Source organism: Cyclobacterium lianum, from assembly GCF_900143075.1.
GTDB lineage: Bacteria > Bacteroidota > Bacteroidia > Cytophagales > Cyclobacteriaceae > Cyclobacterium > Cyclobacterium lianum.
This window is the reverse complement of the sequence record NZ_FRCY01000016.1, coordinates 106861-126915: the sequence shown is the minus strand read 5'-3', so window position 1 is coordinate 126915 and position 20055 is coordinate 106861. Positions and strand designations below refer to the sequence as shown.

Genomic DNA, 20055 nt, shown 5'->3' with positions numbered 1-20055 from the left:
GAAAGCTCCGCCGGGGAATTACAGGATATATTGCGAAAGATCTCGGTTCTTCACCAGCGAACTGAGTCTTTCCTGAACCATCTCTCTGGTGATCATGATTTTGCTGTTGGGTTGGATGGTATCGGGCACCTCGAATAAAAAATCATTCAAAAGATGACTCATCACCGTATGTAAGCGGCGTGCACCAATATTTTCTACTTCTTCATTGATGCTGAATGCCAGCGCAGCAATTTCCCGGATGGCATCATCGGTGTATTCCAGATACACCTGCTCAGACTCAAATAGTGCCTGGTATTGCTTGGTCAGCGCATTTTTGGGATCTTTAAGGATCATGTAAAAATCTTCCTGAGTCAGGCTGGTCAGTTCTACCCGTATCGGAAATCTTCCCTGAAGTTCCGGGATAAGATCAGAGGGCTTGCTGACGTGAAAAGCACCTGCTGCAATAAAAAGTACGTGGTCGGTATGTACCAGCCCGTATTTCGTATTAACGGCACTTCCCTCTACTATGGGCAACAGATCCCGTTGTACACCTTCCCTGCTGACATCCGGTCCTCCCCCTGTTTTACTTGTCCCGGAAGCGATCTTATCGATTTCATCAATAAAAATGATACCGTTGTTCTCGGCCAGTTTGATGGCCTGCTCTTTAACTTCATCAAAATCGATCAACTTGGATGCCTCTTCCTCCATAAGTATCTTTCTTGCTTCGGCGATACTGACCTTACGTTTCTTGGTACGTTTGGGCATCATATTGCTTAGCATGTCTTGTAACCCTGCCATGCTCGCTTCATCCATCATGCCATTCCCGATCATGCCGATGCCGGGAGTGGAAGTCTGCTTCACATTGATTTCAATTTTTCTTTCTTCCAGTTCTCCGGCTTTAAGCTTTTCCTTAAACCTTTCCCGCGTTTTTTCATTCAGCTCCTGTTCGGAAGCCTGGTCCGGATCGAAATCGCCTTTGCCGCTAGCCGGGCTGAAACCCTTGCCTTTAACAGGTGGAATGAGTATATCCAAAAGCAGGTCCTCCACGATGACCGCTGCTTTTTCTTTTACTTCTTCATTTTTTGCTTCTTTGACCAGGTTCACAGACTGTTCTACCAGGTCCCTGACCATAGATTCCACATCCCTTCCCACATAACCTACCTCTGTGAATTTCGATGCTTCAACCTTGGTGAAGGGTGCATTGGCGATCTTGGCCAGCCTGCGGGCAATTTCAGTCTTACCTACCCCGGTGGAGCCGATCATCAATATGTTGTTGGGCACGATGTCCTTCTGTAGCTCGGATTTTACCATTAGTCTCCGGATGCGGTTTCTCAGGGCAATGGCTACATTTCGTTTGGCATCCATTTGACCAATGATGTATTTATCCAGTTCTGCTACTATTTGCTTTGGGGTAAGTTGATTCATTTTTTCAATATTTATTTCTCCTCAGATTTCCTGGTCTCGGCGTCAAACGTAAACTTGACGGGCCGGGAAACAGTTTCTTTCAACAATGCGATGTCCAATACTTCGCTGACATGGTCTACAAAATGAAAGCGGACGCCTTTGAGGTAGCTTTCATCTATTTCTTCAATGTCTCGCATGTTTCTTTTACAGAGGATGATGTCTTCGATTCCTGCTCTTTTGGCAGCTAGTATTTTTTCCTTAATTCCTCCTACCGGCATTACCTTTCCTCGCAGGGTAATTTCGCCGGTCATCGCCAGTCTGGATTTTACTTTTCGCTGGGTGTAAACGGAGGCTATGGCTGTAAGCATAGTAATCCCTGCGGAAGGACCATCTTTGGGTACGGCTCCTGCAGGAACGTGTATGTGCAGGTCATACTGATCGAATACCCGGTGGTCGATGTTCAGGCTCTCCGCCCGTGACTTGAGAAAGGAGATGGCTGTCATTGCCGATTCTTTCATCACATCGCCCAACTGGCCGGAAAGGGTAAGTTTCCCTTTTCCACGGCTTATGCTGGCTTCTATAAACAGTATTTCTCCGCCTACCGATGTCCAGGCAAGTCCTGTCACCACGCCAGCAAGGGAATTGTCCTGATATATTTCTTTATCAAAAACTTCACCACCCAGAATTTTACGGACCATCTGAGGCGTGATTTTCTTTTGGTAGAGCTCTTCGGTAGCGATGGACTTGGTGATGTTTCTTACTACCTTGCCGATCTGCCGCTCCAGGCTCCGTACTCCGGATTCCCGGGTATAGTCTTCAATGATTTTCACCAGGGCCTCTTTCGAAAAGCTGATGTCTTTTGCTTTTAAGCCGTGTTCCTTACGTTGTTTGGGTACCAGGTGTTTCTTAGCGATTTCCACCTTCTCCTCCATGGTGTAGCCGGTCACTTCTATGATCTCCATCCGGTCTCTGAGGGCCGGCTGCAGCGTTTCCAGCGTATTGGCAGTAGCGATAAACAACACTTTGGACAGGTCGTACTCCAGGTCCAGGTAATTGTCCACGAAGGCATTGTTTTGCTCCGGATCCAGTACCTCAAGAAAGGCGGAGGAAGGGTCTCCCCTGAAATCGGAACTCAGTTTATCAATTTCATCCAGCACAAACACAGGGTTGGACGATTTTGCCTTTTTCATGTTTTGAATGATCTTTCCAGGCATAGCCCCCACATAGGTTTTTCTATGTCCCCTGATCTCAGCTTCGTCGTGGAGACCACCCAGTGACATCCGGATATATTTCCTGCCCAGGGCCTTGGCAATTGATTTGCCCAGAGATGTTTTACCTACACCTGGAGGGCCGTAAAGGCACAAAATAGGTCCTTTGAGGTCTCGCTTTAATTTCAATACTGCGAGGTATTCTATGATGCGCTCCTTGACCTTATCCAGTCCGGAATGGTCGCGGTCCAGGATTGTTTTTGCTCTTTTCAGATCAAAGTTATCCGTAGTAAACTCGTTCCAGGGCAGATCGACCAGTACTTCTACATAATTCAGCGCGATCGGATATTCGGCCGCGGCAGGATTCATCCGAAGGATTTTATCCAGCTCTTTGTTGAATTGCACCCCCACCTCTTTGGGCCATTTTTTCTTTTTACCCCTATTGCGCAGTTCCTCAACCTCTTTTTCGGGACCTTCTTCACCCAATTCGGTCTGAAGGACTTTCATTTGTTGTCTGAGAAAATAATCCCGCTGTTGCTGATCGATGTCTGTGTGGACTTTTTTCTGGATTTCACTTTTCAGTTCCAGCATCTGAATGTCCTTCATCATGAATTCAAGCAGCAGGGTTGCCCTTTCTATGCCGTCATTGATCTCCAGCAATTTCTGCTTCGACTCTACTGGAGCGTTGATATTGGAAGAAAGAAAATGGGTCAAAAAGGGCGTACTGTCGATGTTGTCCAGTGCCACCTGAGCCTCCCTGGGGATTTCGGGATTGAGCTGCAGTATCTTGAAGGCGGCTTCCTTCAGGGATTGCTCCAGAGCCTCTATTTTTTCACTGTTGCTAGGAAATGTTTCTTCCAGATATCGCACATGCGCCAGAAAATAGGGGTCTTCCGTAATTTCCTTTTCGATCTGAAAGCGCTTTTTGCCCTGGATGATGATGGTGGTGTTGCCATCAGGAAGAACAATCATTTTGATGATTTTGGCCAGGGTGCCCACACTGTAGATATCTTCCCAGGAGGGGTCTTCCATGTTTGGATTTTTCTGGGCACAGACACCGATAAGTTTATCTCCCTTCTGGGCTTTTTTTACCAGTTTGATGGATCGCTGCCTGCCCACAGTGATGGGAATAACCACTCCCGGAAATAAGACGGTGTTTCTTACAGATAGAATCGGTATCTCCTTGGGGAAATTTTCATTTTTCAATGTACCTTCATCATCATCATCTGTAATCAGTTGGATCAGGTCACCCTCTCCAGAATAATCACCTAACATTAATGAATGATATAATTGATTGTCGTTATTGCTCATACAGACATAATGACAGGTTTGCTGTCATGTTATTTTTTTAATATTGGAAAAATCCCCTTCAGTTCAGAGACTGTATTCAAACCATCCAAGGCCTGTGCCAAGTTATCCCTGGGAACAAATTGTCAGACTTATAAAAATGCCAACTGCTGCTATCATTGCGATGACTCACCGCCAGCGCAATGCAAAAAGGGGGAATACAATCAGGTTCCTGTGAATAATTTGAGGATATCGTTGCCAATGGCAAATACCATGATGGCCAGGAGCAATACCATACCCACTTTCTGAGCGTTTTCAAGAAAACGATCCGAGGGGCTACGACCCGAAATCATCTCATACATCAGGAACATCACGTGTCCACCATCCAATGCCGGGATGGGCAATAAATTCATAAATGCCAATATCATAGAGATCAGTCCGGTGATAGACCAGAATTTGGTCCAATCCCATGTAGATCCATATATTTTGGCCATGCCTATCGGCCCGCTAACGTTCTTTGCAGACACTTCTCCGGTAAACATCTTGCCCATGGCCCGGGCATTGATGATGACAAAACTGAAAGCCCTTTCGGTACCCAGCGGAATGGATTCTGCAAAGGAATACTTTTTGTGCACCGGTTCGAGCAGATTGTCTACGGCTATCCCTATGGTGCCTTCCTCACTCACTCTCAGGTCAGTGATCAACTCCTGTCCTTCTCTTTCTAAGGTCAGGCTGACTTCCTTTCCCTTATTGTCCGCCAGGGCAGATTGCAATTCATTAAAATAGGTGATTTTCTGATCATTTACTGCCAGTATCTTATCGCCTTTCAGCAGGCCGGCCTCCCCGGCAGACCCCTCGGGACTTGTATCCAGGACGGCAAAAGGAAACCGGATATTGATAAAATTGGAAACACTTTCCTCACTGGAAAAAGAATTGATAAAACCATGGGGAATACCTATCCTCATGCGTTCGCCATTTCTTTCTATGGTATAAAACCCACCGGAACTCAGCAAGGCATCACCGCTGCTCAGATCGTTTAACGATTCGTAGGGTTCTCCGTTGATATCTATTATTTTATCTCCATCCTGCAGACCTATCTGCTCTCCAATGTCGTACGCTACAATACCGTGGGTCATCACCTGATCCCGGGAAAAGTAGGTTTCCCCCTTACTGTACACCAGAAAAACAAAGATAATGATGCCTGTGACTACATTTACAAATATACCACCCAGCATCACGATCAATCGTTGCCAGGCTGGCTTGGAGCGGAACTCCCAGGGTTTTGGTTCGGCCGACATTTGCTCAGAATCGAGGGATTCGTCCACCATCCCCGATATTTTGACAAATCCTCCCAAAGGTATTGCTCCAATCGAATATTCGGTCTCTTTCCATTTGAACCCGGCTATTTTCGGCGGAAAACCAATAGAGAATTTTTCAACCCTCATGCCAAACATTTTTGCTGCCAGCAAATGTCCCATTTCATGAAGACCCACCAATATTGACAAGCCAAGTAGCAATTGCGCTACCATTATTAATGTATCCATTATCTATAATCTACTAATGATTTGTTCTGATATAATTCTGGTCTCTTTATCGGTTTGAATGAGCTCTTCCAGACCAGGTTCCTCAATAAAACCAATATTGTCCATGGTCTGTTCAATAAGGTCGGACATTTCAAGAAACCTGATTCTGTCCTGCAAAAATGCTGCCACAGCGATTTCATTGGCAGCATTGAGCGTACAGGTAGCGTTTCCCCCTTTCTTAAGTGCAGAAAAAGCCAAACCCAGGTTTCGAAAGGTGCTCATATCGGGCTTTTCAAACTGCAGGTTAGGATAATCCATAAAGTCAAATCGTGGAAAATTTGATTTTACACGCTCCGGATAGGATAAAGCAAACTGAATAGGGATACGCATATCCGGCAGACCGAGTTGTGCTTTTATCGAACCGTCTTCAAACTGGACCAAAGAATGCACTATGGATTGAGGATGAACGATCACTTCTACCTGTTCGGTTTTCAGTCCAAAAAGCCATTTGGCCTCTATCACCTCCAGTCCCTTGTTCATCAGTGAGGCCGAATCGATAGTGATTTTAGCACCCATGTCCCAATTGGGATGTTTCAGGGCCTGTTCCTTAGATACCTGTTTGAGGAAGGCGGTATCTTTGCCCCGAAAGGGACCTCCTGAAGCAGTTAAGATAATTTTCTCGATGGGATTGTGAAATTCCCCTACCAGGCATTGGAAGATCGCAGAATGCTCTGAATCGACCGGATAAATGTTCACTCTGTACTTTTTGGCCGATTGGGTGACAAGGTCTCCTGCCACTACCATTGTTTCCTTATTGGCCAGGGCAATGGGTTTGCGGGCTTCGATCGCTTTTAGCGTGGGTAAGAGACCGGCATAGCCTACCAGGGCTGTCATAACGATGTCTACTGTTTCCATCTGGACCACATCGGCCAGGGCATTTGCTCCGGCATATACCTTGATGGGCTCGGATGAAAGGGCCTCTTTTACCGCTGTGTATAAAGCTTCATTGCCGATGACCACCACATTTGGCTTGTGTACCAGCGCCTGTTTGATCAGTAAGTCTTTGTTGTTTTGTGCAGTGAGTACCTCTGCCTGAAATTTATCAGGGTGTTGGGTCAGCACTTCCAAAGTTTGTGTACCTATACTCCCTGTAGATCCCAGGATGGCTACTCGCTTGATTGTAGACATGTATTTTTTTTACTTGCTAAAAAAAGTAATGATGTTAAATGCACGATCTCAAGTGTTGAACGTACTGACAAATTTACAAGGTTAAAATAGTTTTTCCCGTTTTTTCCTGCACTTTTTAGAAGGGTGATCGATCTGGCATCAAATTAGGGGGATATTCGATGTAAACGTACCGCTGCTTTTGCTAATTTTTGTTAAAAAATTGGCCTTGCTTGCGAGACAGCCGTACCTTCATTCTAAAAGATTTACGCTCATGCTGAAAAACGTACTATTGGTATTAGCTTCATTTCTGGCAGGGATATTGGGAGCCTGGTTTTTTGCATTTATCAGCCAAAACGAGGCCTATCACCTTTCTGATACCGAAGAGGCGCTGGATTTTGGTTTTCGCACCTCACATACAGAGGAGTATACACTGGAAAATTTTACGGAAAAACCCGCGCTCCCGGCCCGGGCAGAACCGGAGTCCTTTATAGCGGCCTCGGAAAACAGCACCAATTCTGTGGTGTTTATCAAGAATTTTTCTGGCACTGATTCCAGGCGATACAGTATTTTTGATTATTTCTTCGGGCAGGGTGGTCCCCAAAGGTCGGTAAGTACCGGGTCGGGAGTGATCTTCTCTGAAGATGGCTACATCATTACCAATAATCATGTGATAGACCGTGCCGAAACAATCGAGGTGGTTCACAGGAAAAGGACATACAAGGCCAGTTTGATCGGTGCAGATGCCAATACAGATATTGCCGTGCTAAAGATTGATGCGACCGACCTTCCGGCAATAAAGATTGGTAGTAGCAGAAATCTCCAAATTGGGGAGTGGGTTTTGGCTGTAGGCAACCCGTTTAACCTGACATCTACTGTCACAGCAGGGATTGTGTCGGCAAAAGAAAGACAAATCAATATCATGGGGGGTGAGTTCCCCCTGGAATCATTTATCCAAACGGATGCCCCCATTAACCCTGGTAACTCAGGCGGGGCCCTGGTGAACGTTCGTGGAGAATTGGTAGGGATTAATACCGCCATTTTAAGCCGCACGGGATCGTATACCGGATATGGTTTTGCTGTACCTGTAGATATTGCAGCCAAGATTGCCAATGACCTGATCCGGTTTGGAGAGGTACAGAAAGCGATCCCAGGCCTGGAAGTAGTCGAGATTACCCCCGAACTGGCAGAGGAAATGGGAATTAGCTCCCTGGACGGGGTGATTGTCTCCCATGTGATCCGCAATGGTGCCGCTGAAAATGCAGGCATGAAAATAAATGACGTGATCGTTGGTATTGATGACAATCCCATCTCCGGCAAAGGAAGTTTTGAGGAAGCGCTGTCATATTACTACCCTGGAGATAAAATAACAGTGAGTTACCGCCGGGACAACAGGCTTCAGAAATCGGAATTGATGCTTCAGAATTTACTTGGCGGAACCGGCGTGATCAAACGTACTTTTTATACTTCCCCGCTTCTGGGGGCGAAGCTGGAAACTGTAAACGCCATAGAAAAAGATCGCTATGGCATCGAATCAGGAATTAAGATCACATCGCTTACCAGAGGTTATCTGAATGACCTTGGCCTCGGAGAGGGTTTTATCCTTACGCGTATAAACGACAAGCAAGCGGATGATCCGGAAGATGTCGGTGAATTTCTGGAGGCTTTTAGCGGGAGGTTGAAAATAGAAGGCCTGACGCCAGGGGGAAGGCCCTTTGTGCAGACCTATACGATTCGATAGCCTTGATGTCCTGATTTTTGGGCCAGGGTATAGGTGCCAGCTTAAAAATAAAGGAACAGCCTTCCCGGCTGCGTTTGAAATAACTACGTTATTAAGCGTGAAATCTTCCGCGTGCGTTCAATGCCGAAACAGTATCGCTATTGGTAATGCAGGCATTTTCGAATTTAAAATAAGATCCGGCACCTTAAAGTGGAGGAGGAAAGCGTAAGTCAGAGAGAAGATGTTTGTTTATTGTCAATCAACTTCTACCAATACGGCTAAACAGAGGTACTATGGCACCATTCCATTCGGATCAAATTTCCTTCACAGGTTGATCCGGCTTGGCATAGGCTAGTCTGGCCAGCTTCCTGCCTGTATGGTAGGCATCGATCCCAGATGAGGCCACCGTGCCCAGTTTTTCCAGGTCAATAAAGCCATCTTCACCCAGGGCCTCGTCTCGTTCTACATAGACGTGTTCGATACTTCCGATCACCAGAACAGTTTCATTGATGGATAGGGTTAGGTGATCCGCAAGGCGACAACCCACTTTGAGCGGGCTTTCTGCTACGTATGGAGCTTCAAAATTATCCAGGTAGGCTTCCTGCATCCCTGTAGCCGCAAATTCGGAACGCTCCCAGCGGGCACTACTTTGGTGAGCAGCTTTGTAAAATGAAGGGCTTACATGATTGAGCGTAAAACACTTGTTTTGGAGGATGTTTTCCAGCGTATGGCGCTCCACGCTGTGCGGCCTGAACAAAATACCCACAAGCGGAGGGTTGGCGCCTACATGAAAAACCTGGCTGAATGGCGCCAGGTTGGTTTCTTTGGTGTCCGGGTTGATCGTCCCGATGAGGTTGAGGCTTTTATATCCGCTAAGACAATTGATAAAGTCCCTTCTGAAGTCTTTATCTGCTTCCAGGATTGCTGTCCGGTCAAAATGTTTCATCAGGTCAGGATGGCTTCTTCAAGTGAACCACAGTATTTGATGTCCAGGTTATCAATGATATTACCGGGATTTTTTTCGAGAATTTCTTTTTTGGCAATCATCACCATTTTTTCAAACCATTTTTCAGGAGGTAAGATTTTCCGGTGTACTGTGATGCCTTCCGCGTACATCGCTTTCTTCCAGTCCAGAAAGTACCATTCCATGCTTGGCTGGTGAAATGCCCTCAGTGCCCGCTTGTCAAAAATAAACTTATGAAAGTCTCCCTTTTTGACGATTTCTGAGATCCTGTGAAAGGTTTCTTTGAAATCTTCGATAGGAACGTAGTCCACAAGAAGTTCACAAATGATGATTCCACTGGCTTCATTGACCAAAACCCTGGCGTATCTTCCTTCAAAAGACAAGTCAAAGTTTTTCATGGCTGATTTGTTCAAGGTGTCATTCATGTTTCCACAATTAAAAACAATTACGCTTTGGTTTACGGAATAAGTTAAAAATAGATTTAATGAAAAGAATTTTTTCTTTGTTTTTTTTCATTTTCTACCTCTTCCTTGAAATCTTCCAGATCCCCCTCGAGTTTGATGGCATAATTGATTGTCGTTTTCATCAGCTCCTGTTGGGCTTCTATTTGCTCCTTCAGCCTGGCAAGTTCCAGATTCATTTCCAGCAGTTTCTCTTCATATACCTTTCTGAGCCGCTCTTTTTCGAGCTGCGCTTTCTTAAGCTCTGCTTTAAAAATCAAATAAGATTCAGGTGGAGTCCTCATACTGCTCAATAATTTAATTCAGGGACAATACCCTTTTTCTTCTACACTTTGTTCAACCTAAATGTTATAAATAAATGATATAAAATAATACAATTTTATCTGACACTTGATAAGCCTCCATCTATTTTCAATACCTGTCCGGTCATCCAGGATGACCTGTCGGATAGCAGATAAATTACTGCCGCTGCCATGTCGGCCGCTTCACCATACCTTCCCAGCGGATGCCGTTTTCCTGCTCCTTCCTTTTTCTCTGGGCTTGAAAGCAGGTTTTCGGCAAGCGGTGTGTCTGTGAGGGAAGGGGCGATGGCATTGACCCTGATCCCGGCGTTGGCCCATTCTGCGGCAAGGGAACGGCACAACCCTTCCACGGCACCTTTTGCGCCTGCAATCGAACTGTGAAATCCCATACCTGTCTGTACTGCCACAGTACTGAACAATACCACCGATGCTTCAGCAGATTTTTTCAATGGTCGTTGAAGGGCTTGCAAAACCTTTATTGCACCCAGGTAATTGATCTCAAGATCTTTCTGAAAATCGGAAAGGCTGATGCGGTGAAAGGGTTTTAGATTAATTGTTCCCGGACAATAGACCAATCCATGAATTTCCTCAGGGAGGCCATCAATTGTGTCAAAATCCGAAGTGATGTCAAGCTGTCCGGAACCCGAGCCTGATTTGGAGAAAGCCATCACATTTGCACCTTCCTCTTCCAAAAGCTCTTTTACTTTTTTTCCTATCCCACTGTTTCCTCCAATAATTATTATATTTTTTTCTTTCATATTTTTTACCGTTTTATTTTGTCCGCAATCTACTCCCGAACGGACCCTGGACTTTCTGTCCGGATTTTCCCGGGACATCGCCGGATTCACCATCACCACATGATGTAAAGTTCCTCTGATGGCAGCACTATCGTATATTATTCTAATGTATTAATGGATTAAGCACGAAATTGTTTGGACATCTCTGCTAAAAGTATAAAAAAATAGGAGCCCATAATTAAAAACTCCCGCCGGTAAGCCGGGCGGGAGTGAGGTCAATACCGGAAAACCTTTTGCTTTATCTGGGCAGTTCTAAGTATTTAAGAAACTCGTTTCTCTTTTGGTCATTATTCTCAAAAATACCGCTGTAAAAGGATGTCACAGTGCTACTGCTGTTATCTTTGACTCCCCTGCTGGAAACGCACATGTGATCTGCATCCAGAACTACAGCAACATCTTCCGTACCGAGTGCTTCTTTGAGTTCATTTCCGATCTGCATTGTAAGCCTTTCCTGCACTTGTGGTCGCTTGGCAAAATATTGAACAATACGATTTATCTTTGACAGGCCAATTACATGTCCATTTGAAATATAGGCCACATGAGCTCTTCCGAAAATAGGTACGAAGTGATGTTCACAGTGGGAATGAAAGGTAATGTCTTTTTCTACCAGCATTTCATTGTACCGGAATTTGTTCTCAAAAAGCTTGGCTTCCGGCTTGTTTTTGGGGTCAAGACCACTAAACACCTCTTTAACAAACATTTTGGCCACCCGCTTTGGGGTGCCTTTCAGACTGTCATCGGTCAGATCCAGTCCAAGAACATACATGATATCCCTAAAATGTTTCTCTATCAACTCCATTTTGAGCTCGTCGTCCATTTCGAAGGCATCTTCCCTCAAGGGGGTGTCATGTGAGGAAGCCACGTGCTCGTTCCCAAATTCCTCTATTGCCTGGTTGATATCAATTCCCGCTGTATTCAACAAAGTTTCTTTCTGTTTCATATAATCGAACTGTTAAATCGTATTTTTTCTCAATTTTTTCTCTCAAAATATTCCAAATAACCACAGCAATGTTTTCTGCAGTTGGGTTAAGGGTTTTAAATTCATCGGTATCCAAATTTAAGTTTTTGTGATCAAATCGGTCGGTAACATATTCCCTAATCAGGTCCTTCAATAATTTCATGTCATAAACATAACCTGTATCCGGATCTATCGGGCCTTCGAGTTTTACGATCAGATCGTAATTGTGGCCATGGTAATTCTCATTGTTACATTTCCCAAAAACCTCCTGGTTTTTTTTACTGGACCATTTCGGATTGTGAAGCCTGTGTGCTGCGTTGAAATGCTCTTTCCGGAATATGGCTGTTTTCATAGGTTATTTAACCGTATTGGTTTGTCTTTGTTTAATATTTGTAAATATTGATTCAACAAAAAAGCCAAATACTTATTTTACAGGCATTTCGTGTGTAAATATTTTTTCCATGCTGCATTTTGTCAAATCAATTTCAAGCCAAAGAACAACTGTAGCGGGGTATTGGGTTCAAAATTCATTGAATTTTAGGCCGGTGCAAAATAATTGAATGGTGAAAATAAATTATTTTTGCGTTTTTGCTGTTAACAAATACCACAGAAATCAGGGTTGCATTTGGTTTTAGCCCAACATCAACCTGATCTATTCTAAACTTTTATTAACTATGCTGTCCATATGAATAAAATAATGATGGTCCTGCTCTGTTTGTGGAGTCCTGTACTTTCTTTCGGTGATGCCCGACTGGTGTTCCCCGAAAGAATTCCAAATGTTCCCATAGCCTCAGAATACCTCAACAAGCATGCAGAAATGGCAGAATTGCTTTGGCAAAGTTTGCAAAATGAGGCCGTCTTTTTAAAAAGGGAAGTGTTGGAGATGGCCGTAAAGGGTTATTTTACGATGGCGGAGAAGGGCTTGTTGCGTGAAGGGAAACCGCTTTCAGTCATTGATTTTGACCTGCCCTCCAGTAAAAAGCGACTTTGGATCATCGACATGAAAACGCTGAAACTACGTTATGCCTCACTGGTAGCTCATGGGAGGAAGTCCGGAGAGTTGATGGCCAAAAATTTTTCCAATATCGCTGAAAGCCACATGAGTAGCCTGGGCTTTTACCTGACGGGCGAGACTTATTCCGGCAAACATGGTGCTTCGCTTCGTCTAGATGGTCTGGAAAAAGGAATCAATGATCAGGCCAGGTCCAGAGCCATAGTGATCCATTCTGCCGATTATGCTGAGCCTTCTTTTTTAAAAGCTCACGGTAGATTGGGAAGGAGTCTGGGCTGTCCGGCCTTACCCAGGGAGGATTACGAAGAAATCATTGCGTTGATCAAAGACAAGAGTTGCTTGTTTATTCATTCCAGCCAGGCTGCTTACAGGAGCAAATCAGTTTTCCTTGGCCAGGGGTGACTGTAACAATTTAAGCAATTCGGCGTCTCTGGAATAAATGTCTTTGCGAATATTTTCCTGGCCGGATGCGTCAGTCCAGAAAGTCAGGTAGATCAGGACAACAGGAATTTTCCGTTTTAAAGTTACCGTCTGTTCCCGGCCGCTGTTCATGGCATTCCTTATCCGCTCATCATTCCAGAGAGGCTGATCTGCAAGGAGCAATTGGGCAAGTTCAAATGGTTTTTGGATGCGGATACATCCGGAGCTCAATGCCCTGTCTGCCCGAAAGAACAAGTCTCTTGACGGGGTATCGTGCATGTAGACGTTATATTTATTGGGAAACATGAATTTTACCAATCCCAGCGAATTGTGGGGTCCGGGACTTTGCCTTATCATATAGGGAAAATTTCTACCTGTCATTTCGCCCCAATTGACAGTGACCGGATCTATTTCATTGCCGGAAAAATCAAGCAGCCGCATGTTTTTATTCCTCAGGTAGCTGATATCCTTCCTGACCGCCGGGATGACATCATTGGCGAGGATGGTAGGGGGAACCGTCCAGGTTGGGCTGAAGACCAGGTAGGACATCTCCGCATTGAAGACCGGGGTTTTTCTGTAGGACTGGCCCACTATAGCATTAGAATGCAATAGGGTGTCTTTCTGCCGGATAAAATCCATAGAAAAATTGGCTATATTGACCAGAACGAACTCCTGTAGTGTAGTATCTGGCAGCCATCTCAGCCGCTCCATATTGACCGCTGCTTTTTCAATCAAGTCCTTTGGTGCATGATTTAGTGCCGCTACCGTGGCCTTACCCAGTCTGCCATCTGGCAACAGGCCATGGCGCGACTGGAAATTTTTAACGCCTTCTACCATCAGGCTGTCGTAGACATCTGCCTGGCCGGAATCCGGCGCATAGTGGTCAAGATCCTTCCAGAAAATCAGCCTTTGCCGCAGTTCAGCAATCTGGGCTGCTCTATGCCCCGGCTCCAGGGGTTTATCCGGAACGGCAATTTTCCTGACCGGCCCGGTAAGCGCTTTTTCCAGTTCATAGTATTTTTTAATGGTTTGGCGCATCCTGTGGTATATGCCAAACTTCGGGTGGAGGCTGAAAAGTTGTTGCCGCACATTTTTATGGGAGAGTGCAAGATTTAATTTTTCCAGGACCTTGGGCTCATTTTCTTTGTGTTGTATATCCCAGACCCCCTCCAGATGTTCCGGATGGACTTTTCCCTGGTAGAGGTGCCTGGCCAAAAGTATAAATGCATCGCTGAGCAACACCTCCATCAGGGCCTGCTCTCTCAGGGAGATGAAATCGTTTGCCAGCGCTTTTTCAAAAAGCAAATCAAGCTGCCCGAGGTGATAATCTTCAGGAAGCAGGCCGTCGAAGCGCGATTGCTGGATGAGCAACCTGAGTTCAAGCGCTTCACAAGAAGGTTTTGTGCCGGTTAACCAGGCAGGAGCAAACGCCCTATCTGAATAAAAAGTGAGTAGATAGGATCTGGAAAACAGGCTGTTTTGCTGAAAATCAGTGTCCAAAACAGACGGATCACTTTCCAGCAGGCTTCTGATTTCGCCGGGCAAATTTTGAGTGGGCAGGCTGGCCTCTGCTTCCAGTCCCGGCTGAAGCCAAGTAAAGATTAAAGTAAGGATCAAAGAGATTTGTCGGAAGTATACCTTCATCACAATTGGTAATCCTCAAATTCATGTCCCAGGGTCCAGGCCTTTTTCAGCATGCCCAAAAAGCCATCCATTTCTGCCAGAGGAACCATGTTGGGTCCGTCACTTAAAGCCACCGAGGGGTCGGGATGGGTTTCTATAAAAAACCCGTCTACTCCGGCGGCACCGGCGGCCCTGGCAAGAAACGGTGCCAATTCTCTTTGTCCTCCGCTGCTTCCATGGTTTCCTCCGGGCTGCTGCACGCTATGGGTGACATCAAAAACTACCGGTGCAAACTGCCGCATGATGGGTAGCGCCCGCATGTCTACTACCAGGTTGTGGTAGCCCAGGCAAAAGCCCCTTTCTGTGAGGCATACCTGCTGATTGCCGGTGGAGCGAATCTTATCTACTGCAAATTGCATGTCTTCGGGGGCCATAAATTGGCCTCTTTTGATTTTGATGGCCTTTCCGGTTTTTCCTGCGGCAAGCAGCAGGTCTGTTTGCCGGCATAGAAATGCAGGTATCTGGATCACATCCACTACTGCAGCTACGGCTTCCAGCTGGCAGGTTTCGTGTACATCGGTAAGCAAAGGTACCTGGAGGCTGTCGCCCACTTCTTTCAAAACTGCCAGGGAGCGTTCAAAGCCGATGCCCCGGAAAGACTGTCCTGAAGTACGGTTGGCTTTGTCAAAAGAAGCTTTGAATACATAGCCAAAACCATGTTTTTCTGCATAGGCTTTGACCTTTGTGGCTATTTCGAGACATATTTCCGGGCTTTCTACGGCACAGGGTCCCGCAAACAATACCGGTTTTGCACCACCCAGTTTGAGGGTTTTACGGATGATCATGTCGTGTTGGCTCCTGTTCATTTTTATTCGGTATCAATATGTTTTTTTACTTTGTACCTGAGCAAATGGCAGTTTCTCCTGCGAGAATAAGATCAGGTCGGCAAGTTCGCGGAAAGCTCCCTTGCCTCCCTTCTGGTTCGTGACAAAATCCACGCTGCTCCTGATATAGGAGATGGCATCTGCGGGCGCTGCTGAGAGCCCGACTTTGCTGAGCAGCTCTGCATCGATGAGGTCGTCTCCGATATACGCTACCCCGGATGCCGGAAGCTGCTTTTTGTCAATTATCTCTTTTAAGGTAGCCCACTTGTCCCGTACACCGTGATAATGAAAATCTACGGCCATCTGTTCACAACGGATTTGCGAAACCTTTACATTTCTACCGGAAAGGATGCCGGTTTGAATACCCGCCTGCTTCAGGTAAGAAATGATCTGTCCGTCTTTGACCTGGAATTTCTTATATTCCGTTCCCTGATCGTCCAGGATGATGCCTCCATCGGTAAGCACCCCGTCCAGATCAGACACCAGTAAACGGATCTGTTTTGCTTTTTCCAGTAGTGCAGAGGGGATTTGTTCGAATGGATCCATTATCTTTTGTTTTTCCACTGGATAGAATAGAGGTCCAGGCGTCGTTGGGCCAGGTTTCGTACACTTCCGGCCTTGCGCAATTTGGTAAGCAAGTCCAGGTCGACATCGGCCACAATGGTGGTCTCTGTATTGAGAGATGCTTCCGCAATGATGGCGTCATGGGGAAAGGAAAAATCCGATGGAGAATATATAGCGGCCTGAGAATGTTGGATATCCATATTTTCTACCCTGGGTAAATTGCCCACAGACCCTGTTATGGCTACATAGCATTCATTTTCAATGGCTCTGGACTTAGCACAGGTACTTACTCTAAGGTATGCATTTTTGGTGTCTGTCCAAAAGGGGACGAAAAGGATGTCCATCTCCTTTTCCGCCAATATGCGGCTCAATTCAGGAAATTCGATATCATAGCAAATCAATATTCCCACTTTACCTGCATCGGTATCAAAAACCCTGATCCCGTTTCCTCCCTGCAGGCCCCAGTAGGATTGCTCATCCGGGGTAATGTGCAATTTGTACTGCTTGTCCATGGTGCCGTCCCGCCGGCAGAGATAACTTACATTCCTCAGTTTTTTTCCGTCATACTCCGGCATGCTGCCGGCGATGATATTTACATTGTAGGAGAGTGCCAGGTCCCGCATGCGGATGACGATTTCCTCCGTGTATTCGGCCAGATTCCGGATGGCCTCAGAGGCATCCATTTTGTTGAATTCTGCCAGCAGTGGTGCATTAAAAAATTCAGGAAACAGGCAAAAGTCAGATTTGTAGTCGGATACCGTATCGACAAAAAATTCCACCTGCTGCATCAGGTCATCTACATCGGTAAAGCGCCTCATTTTCCATTGTACCAGGCCGAGGCGGACAATGGTTTTTTTATTACCGATCAGTTTTTCTTCCTTTTCGTAGTAGATATTGATCCACTCCAGTAATGTGGCATAAGCCCTGGAATCTGTGTCCTCAGGAAGGTATTTGGTGATCACTTTTCTGACGTGAAATTCATTGGCGAGCTGAAAGGAAAGTACCGGATCAAATATCTCTTTGTTTTTAACCAGTTCTATGTATTTCCTGGGAGACATCTGGTCTGCATATTTGTTGTATCCCGGTATCCTTCCGCCGGCGATAATGGATCGCAGGTTCAGGTTTTCGCAAAGTTCCTTCCTGGCATCATAAAGCCTGCGGCCGAGACGAAGGCCCCGGTATTCCTTGTCTACAAACACATCTGTACCATACAGCGTATCTCCCTCTTCATCGTGTGTATCAAATTTGCCGTACCCAGTGATCTGGTCGTAGGTGTGGTTGTCTCCATATTTGGAATAATCCACGATCAGGCTCAGGGCTACAGCTACTACTTTTCCGTTGTCCTCCAGGCAAATTTGTCCCTCGGGGAAAGCGTTTAGCTGGTTTTTGAACTCCTCTTTTGTCCAGGTCATCCCCTGGGTTTTGTAGGCCGAAACCATGATCTCCCGGATATCTCTGAAATCGGAATGCTTGATGTTCCTTAATTTTAGACGGTGTTCGAGTTCTTCTTTTTGTTTACTCATGACGTAAAATTATCACAAATTTACCTAAATTGATGGCTATTGGTGAATACAGTTTAAAAAATTCAATGTTTGGCCGGGAGATAAACTTTCCGTGTAAATTGCTGGTTTCAATCCGGATTGAAAATAGGTATAGCAGGCGTGTTGGCAAAAGCTATATTGAAGATGTCGTAAGGCCGTTTGCTATCCTGAAGCAGACTGCACAACAAAATGGTGATGGAGGAAATTATTGACAGTATTAAAAAAGGGGATTTCGGAAAAATTTTAGAATATCTCAACGATATCCTGGATATCAGATTATTGATGTTGGGAAAGACAGAGTTGACCCTGGGTTTATTTATCAGCCTTGCGGTAGCTGTGTTTCTGCTTTTTTTTGTTTCCGAATTGGCCAGAAAGTTCCTGGCCAATAAAGTGCTCACCCGCTATAAATTAGAGGTTGGCATCAGACAATCCATTGCTACGATTTTTAAGTACGTGCTGATCATTTTAGGTCTGGTCACCATTCTCCAAAACAGCAATGTGGATTTAAGCGCACTGGGGATCCTTGCGGGAGCCATAGGTGTGGGTATCGGTTTTGGCTTGCAAAATATTACCAATAATTTCATTAGCGGCCTGATCATTCTATTTGAAAGACCTATCAAGGTGGGAGACAGGATTGAGGTCAATGACGTATATGGGGATGTGACTAAAATTTCAGCCAGGTCTACCATGGTACTGACCAACGACAATATTTCCGTGATCGTACCCAATAGCCAATTCATCGACAATGCGGTGATCAACTGGTCTCACAATGACAGGAATATTCGGTTTAACATCCCGGTAGGAGTTTCCTACAGAGAAGATCCATCTAAAATCAGGAAAATACTTCTGGAGGTGGTCAAAGCCAACGAGGGAGTGCTCAATTACCCCGAGCCGGACGTGCTTTTTGACCAATATAATGAGAGCAGCATCGATTTTAACCTCCGGGTATGGACCTCCGATTATATCAACAAACCAGGTGTGCTGAAAAGCCAGTTGTACTACGAGATCTTCAGGAGATTCGGCGAAGAAAAAGTGGAAATACCTTTTCCCCAACGAGATCTCCACATACGCTCCGGACTGGAGAAATTTACACGATCGTAATTTTTTATTATTACCTTTTATTTTATCTTTAGGCCTTAATTCCCAATAGGTTATTGGAGCAGGAAACAGGTGAAGGTTTTTATGAACAGGTTTTTTTCGTTGGCAGCATTTTTTTTGCTGTTCCTTTCCGGAGACATTTTTGCGCAGAGCATGTACAGGTTCAGATTCGAAGAGCCCTGGTCATTTTCCCTGCAGGCCGGCCCCTCTCAATATTTTGGCGATTTGTATGCATTGTGGCAATATAGTGAAGGAATACAGCCAGACTATAATGCTGCCATGAGTGCCAGATACACCTTCGGTACCCGGCTCAAAGCAAGGGCCGATGTCACCTATTACCAGATTTCGGGTCAGGATGTTAAAGCAGATCCGAGGAGTGGGCGCATACCCAGGGATCTGAATTTCAGAGGGCGAAATTGGGAGGCAGCATTCCTGGTAGAATATTACTACAAGCCGGTAAAACTGTACAATATCACCCGCGAGTTTATCAACCCCTATTTGTTTTTCGGGATCGGTGCTACTACCAACAACCCCAAGACGCTTTACAGGGATGACTGGGTAGCTCTGAGACCCCTGAGAACTGAAAATGAATTGTACTCCAATAGGGTGATGGTATTTCCTATGGGACTGGGCCTGAAATATAAAGTCAATGTGTACATGGATTTTTTCGTTGAAGGTAATTACCGCTTTACACTTTCGGATTACCTGGACGATATCAGCAGCTACAATATTTCCGGATATTACGAAGAGTTGATTGCAGATTATGTCTCCGGCGAATACCCCGAAAGACTCCGGCTGGCCGTAAGACAGGCCCGCTATCTTTTGCCTAATGGCGAGCCGGATGTGGAAAGGATCCGGAACAGCAGGGGAGCTCCAAGAAGGGGAAGCGGGGACCCCAGATTGGATGAACCGGAAGCCAGGTATGACGGATATTTCACCCTTAATTTTGGTGCAGAAATTTATTTTTCTCAGGATATCTGGGACAACTGGATATTCAGACACAGGGGCAGGGGATTCAGGTTTTGGTAAGGAGTTCGACCCCTTCCCTTTTTCATTGCCTGATAATTTGAACGCTACGCCTGCTATTTCCAGTGAATACGGATATTTTTTATAATTTTGGAAATGATTTTAACTTACAAATTGACC

The 20055-nt window shown here is 45.4% G+C and carries 18 protein-coding genes; 4 read left to right on the top strand and 14 right to left on the bottom strand.

Going from position 1 to position 20055, the window contains the following annotated elements; genetic code table 11:
* Positions 1 to 18: 18 nt before the first annotated feature.
* From hslU to BUB19_RS20090, 4 genes are all read right to left on the bottom strand, one after another.
* Entirely contained in the window at positions 19 to 1404 is a 1386-nt protein-coding gene (gene hslU / locus BUB19_RS20105) for an ATP-dependent protease ATPase subunit HslU (protein ID WP_073097168.1), read from the bottom strand.
* A gap of 11 nt (positions 1405 to 1415) precedes the next feature.
* Positions 1416 to 3902, bottom strand: coding sequence for an endopeptidase La (lon, locus tag BUB19_RS20100; RefSeq protein ID WP_073097166.1), 2487 nt, complete (start codon positions 3900 to 3902; stop codon positions 1416 to 1418).
* A 200-nt stretch (positions 3903 to 4102) separates the two neighbouring features.
* On the bottom strand, positions 4103 to 5422 hold the full coding sequence (gene rseP / locus BUB19_RS20095; RefSeq protein WP_073097164.1) for an RIP metalloprotease RseP: 1320 nt from the start codon (positions 5420 to 5422) through the stop codon (positions 4103 to 4105).
* Positions 5423 to 5425: 3 nt separating this feature from the next.
* Positions 5426 to 6589, bottom strand: a complete 1164-nt coding sequence (locus tag BUB19_RS20090; protein WP_073097162.1) for a 1-deoxy-D-xylulose-5-phosphate reductoisomerase — start codon at positions 6587 to 6589, stop codon at positions 5426 to 5428.
* Positions 6590 to 6839: 250 nt separating this feature from the next.
* Here BUB19_RS20090 and BUB19_RS20085 point away from each other — a divergent pair, with 250 nt between their 5' ends.
* Positions 6840 to 8306: a S1C family serine protease gene (locus tag BUB19_RS20085; protein WP_073097160.1), complete on the top strand. Its 1467-nt coding sequence runs from the start codon at positions 6840 to 6842 to the stop codon at positions 8304 to 8306.
* 292 nt (positions 8307 to 8598) lie between these two features.
* Here the strand turns inward: BUB19_RS20085 and BUB19_RS20080 are convergent, their stop codons facing one another.
* From BUB19_RS20080 to BUB19_RS20055, 6 genes are all read right to left on the bottom strand, one after another.
* Positions 8599 to 9231, bottom strand: a complete 633-nt coding sequence (locus tag BUB19_RS20080) for a flavin reductase family protein (RefSeq protein WP_073097158.1) — start codon at positions 9229 to 9231, stop codon at positions 8599 to 8601.
* On the bottom strand, positions 9231 to 9674 hold the full coding sequence (locus BUB19_RS20075) for a hypothetical protein (protein WP_073097157.1): 444 nt from the start codon (positions 9672 to 9674) through the stop codon (positions 9231 to 9233). The genes BUB19_RS20080 and BUB19_RS20075 overlap by 1 nt, the downstream gene beginning before the upstream one ends.
* A gap of 56 nt (positions 9675 to 9730) precedes the next feature.
* Positions 9731 to 9994 (bottom strand): hypothetical protein, encoded by a 264-nt coding sequence (locus BUB19_RS20070; protein WP_073097155.1) that lies wholly within the window; start codon positions 9992 to 9994, stop codon positions 9731 to 9733.
* A gap of 95 nt (positions 9995 to 10089) precedes the next feature.
* A complete protein-coding gene (locus BUB19_RS20065) occupies positions 10090 to 10770 on the bottom strand; it encodes an SDR family NAD(P)-dependent oxidoreductase (RefSeq protein WP_073097195.1) in 681 nt (226 codons plus the stop codon).
* Between the two features lie 277 nt (positions 10771 to 11047).
* Complete coding sequence (gene folE / locus BUB19_RS20060; protein WP_073097153.1) at positions 11048 to 11749, bottom strand: GTP cyclohydrolase I FolE; 702 nt, start codon at positions 11747 to 11749, stop codon at positions 11048 to 11050.
* Positions 11709 to 12119, bottom strand: coding sequence for a 6-pyruvoyl trahydropterin synthase family protein (locus BUB19_RS20055; RefSeq protein ID WP_073097151.1), 411 nt, complete (start codon positions 12117 to 12119; stop codon positions 11709 to 11711). Before BUB19_RS20055 ends, folE begins: the two co-directional genes overlap by 41 nt.
* 333 nt (positions 12120 to 12452) lie before the next feature.
* On the opposite strand from BUB19_RS20055, the gene BUB19_RS20050 reads away from it, so the two are divergent.
* Entirely contained in the window at positions 12453 to 13181 is a 729-nt protein-coding gene (locus BUB19_RS20050) for a murein L,D-transpeptidase catalytic domain family protein (protein ID WP_073097150.1), read from the top strand.
* On the opposite strand, the gene BUB19_RS20045 is transcribed toward BUB19_RS20050, so the two are convergent.
* The 4 genes from BUB19_RS20045 to BUB19_RS20030 are packed head-to-tail and all read right to left on the bottom strand — an operon-like array spanning position 13158 to position 17793.
* Positions 13158 to 14843, bottom strand: a complete 1686-nt coding sequence (locus BUB19_RS20045) for a L,D-transpeptidase family protein (protein ID WP_073097148.1) — start codon at positions 14841 to 14843, stop codon at positions 13158 to 13160. The genes BUB19_RS20050 and BUB19_RS20045 overlap by 24 nt on opposite strands.
* Positions 14843 to 15688, bottom strand: a complete 846-nt coding sequence (gene kdsA, locus BUB19_RS20040) for a 3-deoxy-8-phosphooctulonate synthase (RefSeq protein ID WP_073097147.1) — start codon at positions 15686 to 15688, stop codon at positions 14843 to 14845. Before kdsA ends, BUB19_RS20045 begins: the two co-directional genes overlap by 1 nt.
* 12 nt (positions 15689 to 15700) lie before the next feature.
* Positions 15701 to 16252: a KdsC family phosphatase gene (locus tag BUB19_RS20035; RefSeq protein ID WP_073097145.1), complete on the bottom strand. Its 552-nt coding sequence runs from the start codon at positions 16250 to 16252 to the stop codon at positions 15701 to 15703.
* Positions 16252 to 17793, bottom strand: a complete 1542-nt coding sequence (locus tag BUB19_RS20030) for a GNAT family N-acetyltransferase (RefSeq protein ID WP_073097144.1) — start codon at positions 17791 to 17793, stop codon at positions 16252 to 16254. Before BUB19_RS20030 ends, BUB19_RS20035 begins: the two co-directional genes overlap by 1 nt.
* A 213-nt stretch (positions 17794 to 18006) precedes the next feature.
* On the opposite strand from BUB19_RS20030, the gene BUB19_RS20020 reads away from it, so the two are divergent.
* The gene (locus BUB19_RS20020; RefSeq protein WP_073097141.1) at positions 18007 to 18912 is read left to right on the top strand and encodes a mechanosensitive ion channel family protein; all 906 of its coding nucleotides are present in this window, start codon (positions 18007 to 18009) and stop codon (positions 18910 to 18912) included.
* An 81-nt stretch (positions 18913 to 18993) separates the two neighbouring features.
* Positions 18994 to 19938, top strand: coding sequence for a DUF6089 family protein (locus BUB19_RS20015; protein ID WP_073097140.1), 945 nt, complete (start codon positions 18994 to 18996; stop codon positions 19936 to 19938).
* Positions 19939 to 20055: the final 117 nt, after the last annotated feature.

Coding starts and splice junctions, on each gene's coding strand:
- hslU (WP_073097168.1), bottom strand. CDS start 1,404: ATGAATCAACTTACCCCAAAGCAAATAGTAGCAGAACTGGATAAATAC.
- lon (WP_073097166.1), bottom strand. CDS start 3,902: ATGAGCAATAACGACAATCAATTATATCATTCATTAATGTTAGGTGAT.
- rseP (WP_073097164.1), bottom strand. CDS start 5,422: ATGGATACATTAATAATGGTAGCGCAATTGCTACTTGGCTTGTCAATA.
- BUB19_RS20090 (WP_073097162.1), bottom strand. CDS start 6,589: ATGTCTACAATCAAGCGAGTAGCCATCCTGGGATCTACAGGGAGTATA.
- BUB19_RS20085 (WP_073097160.1), top strand. CDS start 6,840: ATGCTGAAAAACGTACTATTGGTATTAGCTTCATTTCTGGCAGGGATA.
- BUB19_RS20080 (WP_073097158.1), bottom strand. CDS start 9,231: ATGAAACATTTTGACCGGACAGCAATCCTGGAAGCAGATAAAGACTTC.
- BUB19_RS20075 (WP_073097157.1), bottom strand. CDS start 9,674: ATGAATGACACCTTGAACAAATCAGCCATGAAAAACTTTGACTTGTCT.
- BUB19_RS20070 (WP_073097155.1), bottom strand. CDS start 9,994: ATGAGGACTCCACCTGAATCTTATTTGATTTTTAAAGCAGAGCTTAAG.
- BUB19_RS20065 (WP_073097195.1), bottom strand. CDS start 10,770: ATGAAAGAAAAAAATATAATAATTATTGGAGGAAACAGTGGGATAGGA.
- folE (WP_073097153.1), bottom strand. CDS start 11,749: ATGAAACAGAAAGAAACTTTGTTGAATACAGCGGGAATTGATATCAAC.
- BUB19_RS20055 (WP_073097151.1), bottom strand. CDS start 12,119: ATGAAAACAGCCATATTCCGGAAAGAGCATTTCAACGCAGCACACAGG.
- BUB19_RS20050 (WP_073097150.1), top strand. CDS start 12,453: ATGAATAAAATAATGATGGTCCTGCTCTGTTTGTGGAGTCCTGTACTT.
- BUB19_RS20045 (WP_073097148.1), bottom strand. CDS start 14,843: ATGAAGGTATACTTCCGACAAATCTCTTTGATCCTTACTTTAATCTTT.
- kdsA (WP_073097147.1), bottom strand. CDS start 15,688: ATGAACAGGAGCCAACACGACATGATCATCCGTAAAACCCTCAAACTG.
- BUB19_RS20035 (WP_073097145.1), bottom strand. CDS start 16,252: ATGGATCCATTCGAACAAATCCCCTCTGCACTACTGGAAAAAGCAAAA.
- BUB19_RS20030 (WP_073097144.1), bottom strand. CDS start 17,793: ATGAGTAAACAAAAAGAAGAACTCGAACACCGTCTAAAATTAAGGAAC.
- BUB19_RS20020 (WP_073097141.1), top strand. CDS start 18,007: ATGGAGGAAATTATTGACAGTATTAAAAAAGGGGATTTCGGAAAAATT.
- BUB19_RS20015 (WP_073097140.1), top strand. CDS start 18,994: ATGAACAGGTTTTTTTCGTTGGCAGCATTTTTTTTGCTGTTCCTTTCC.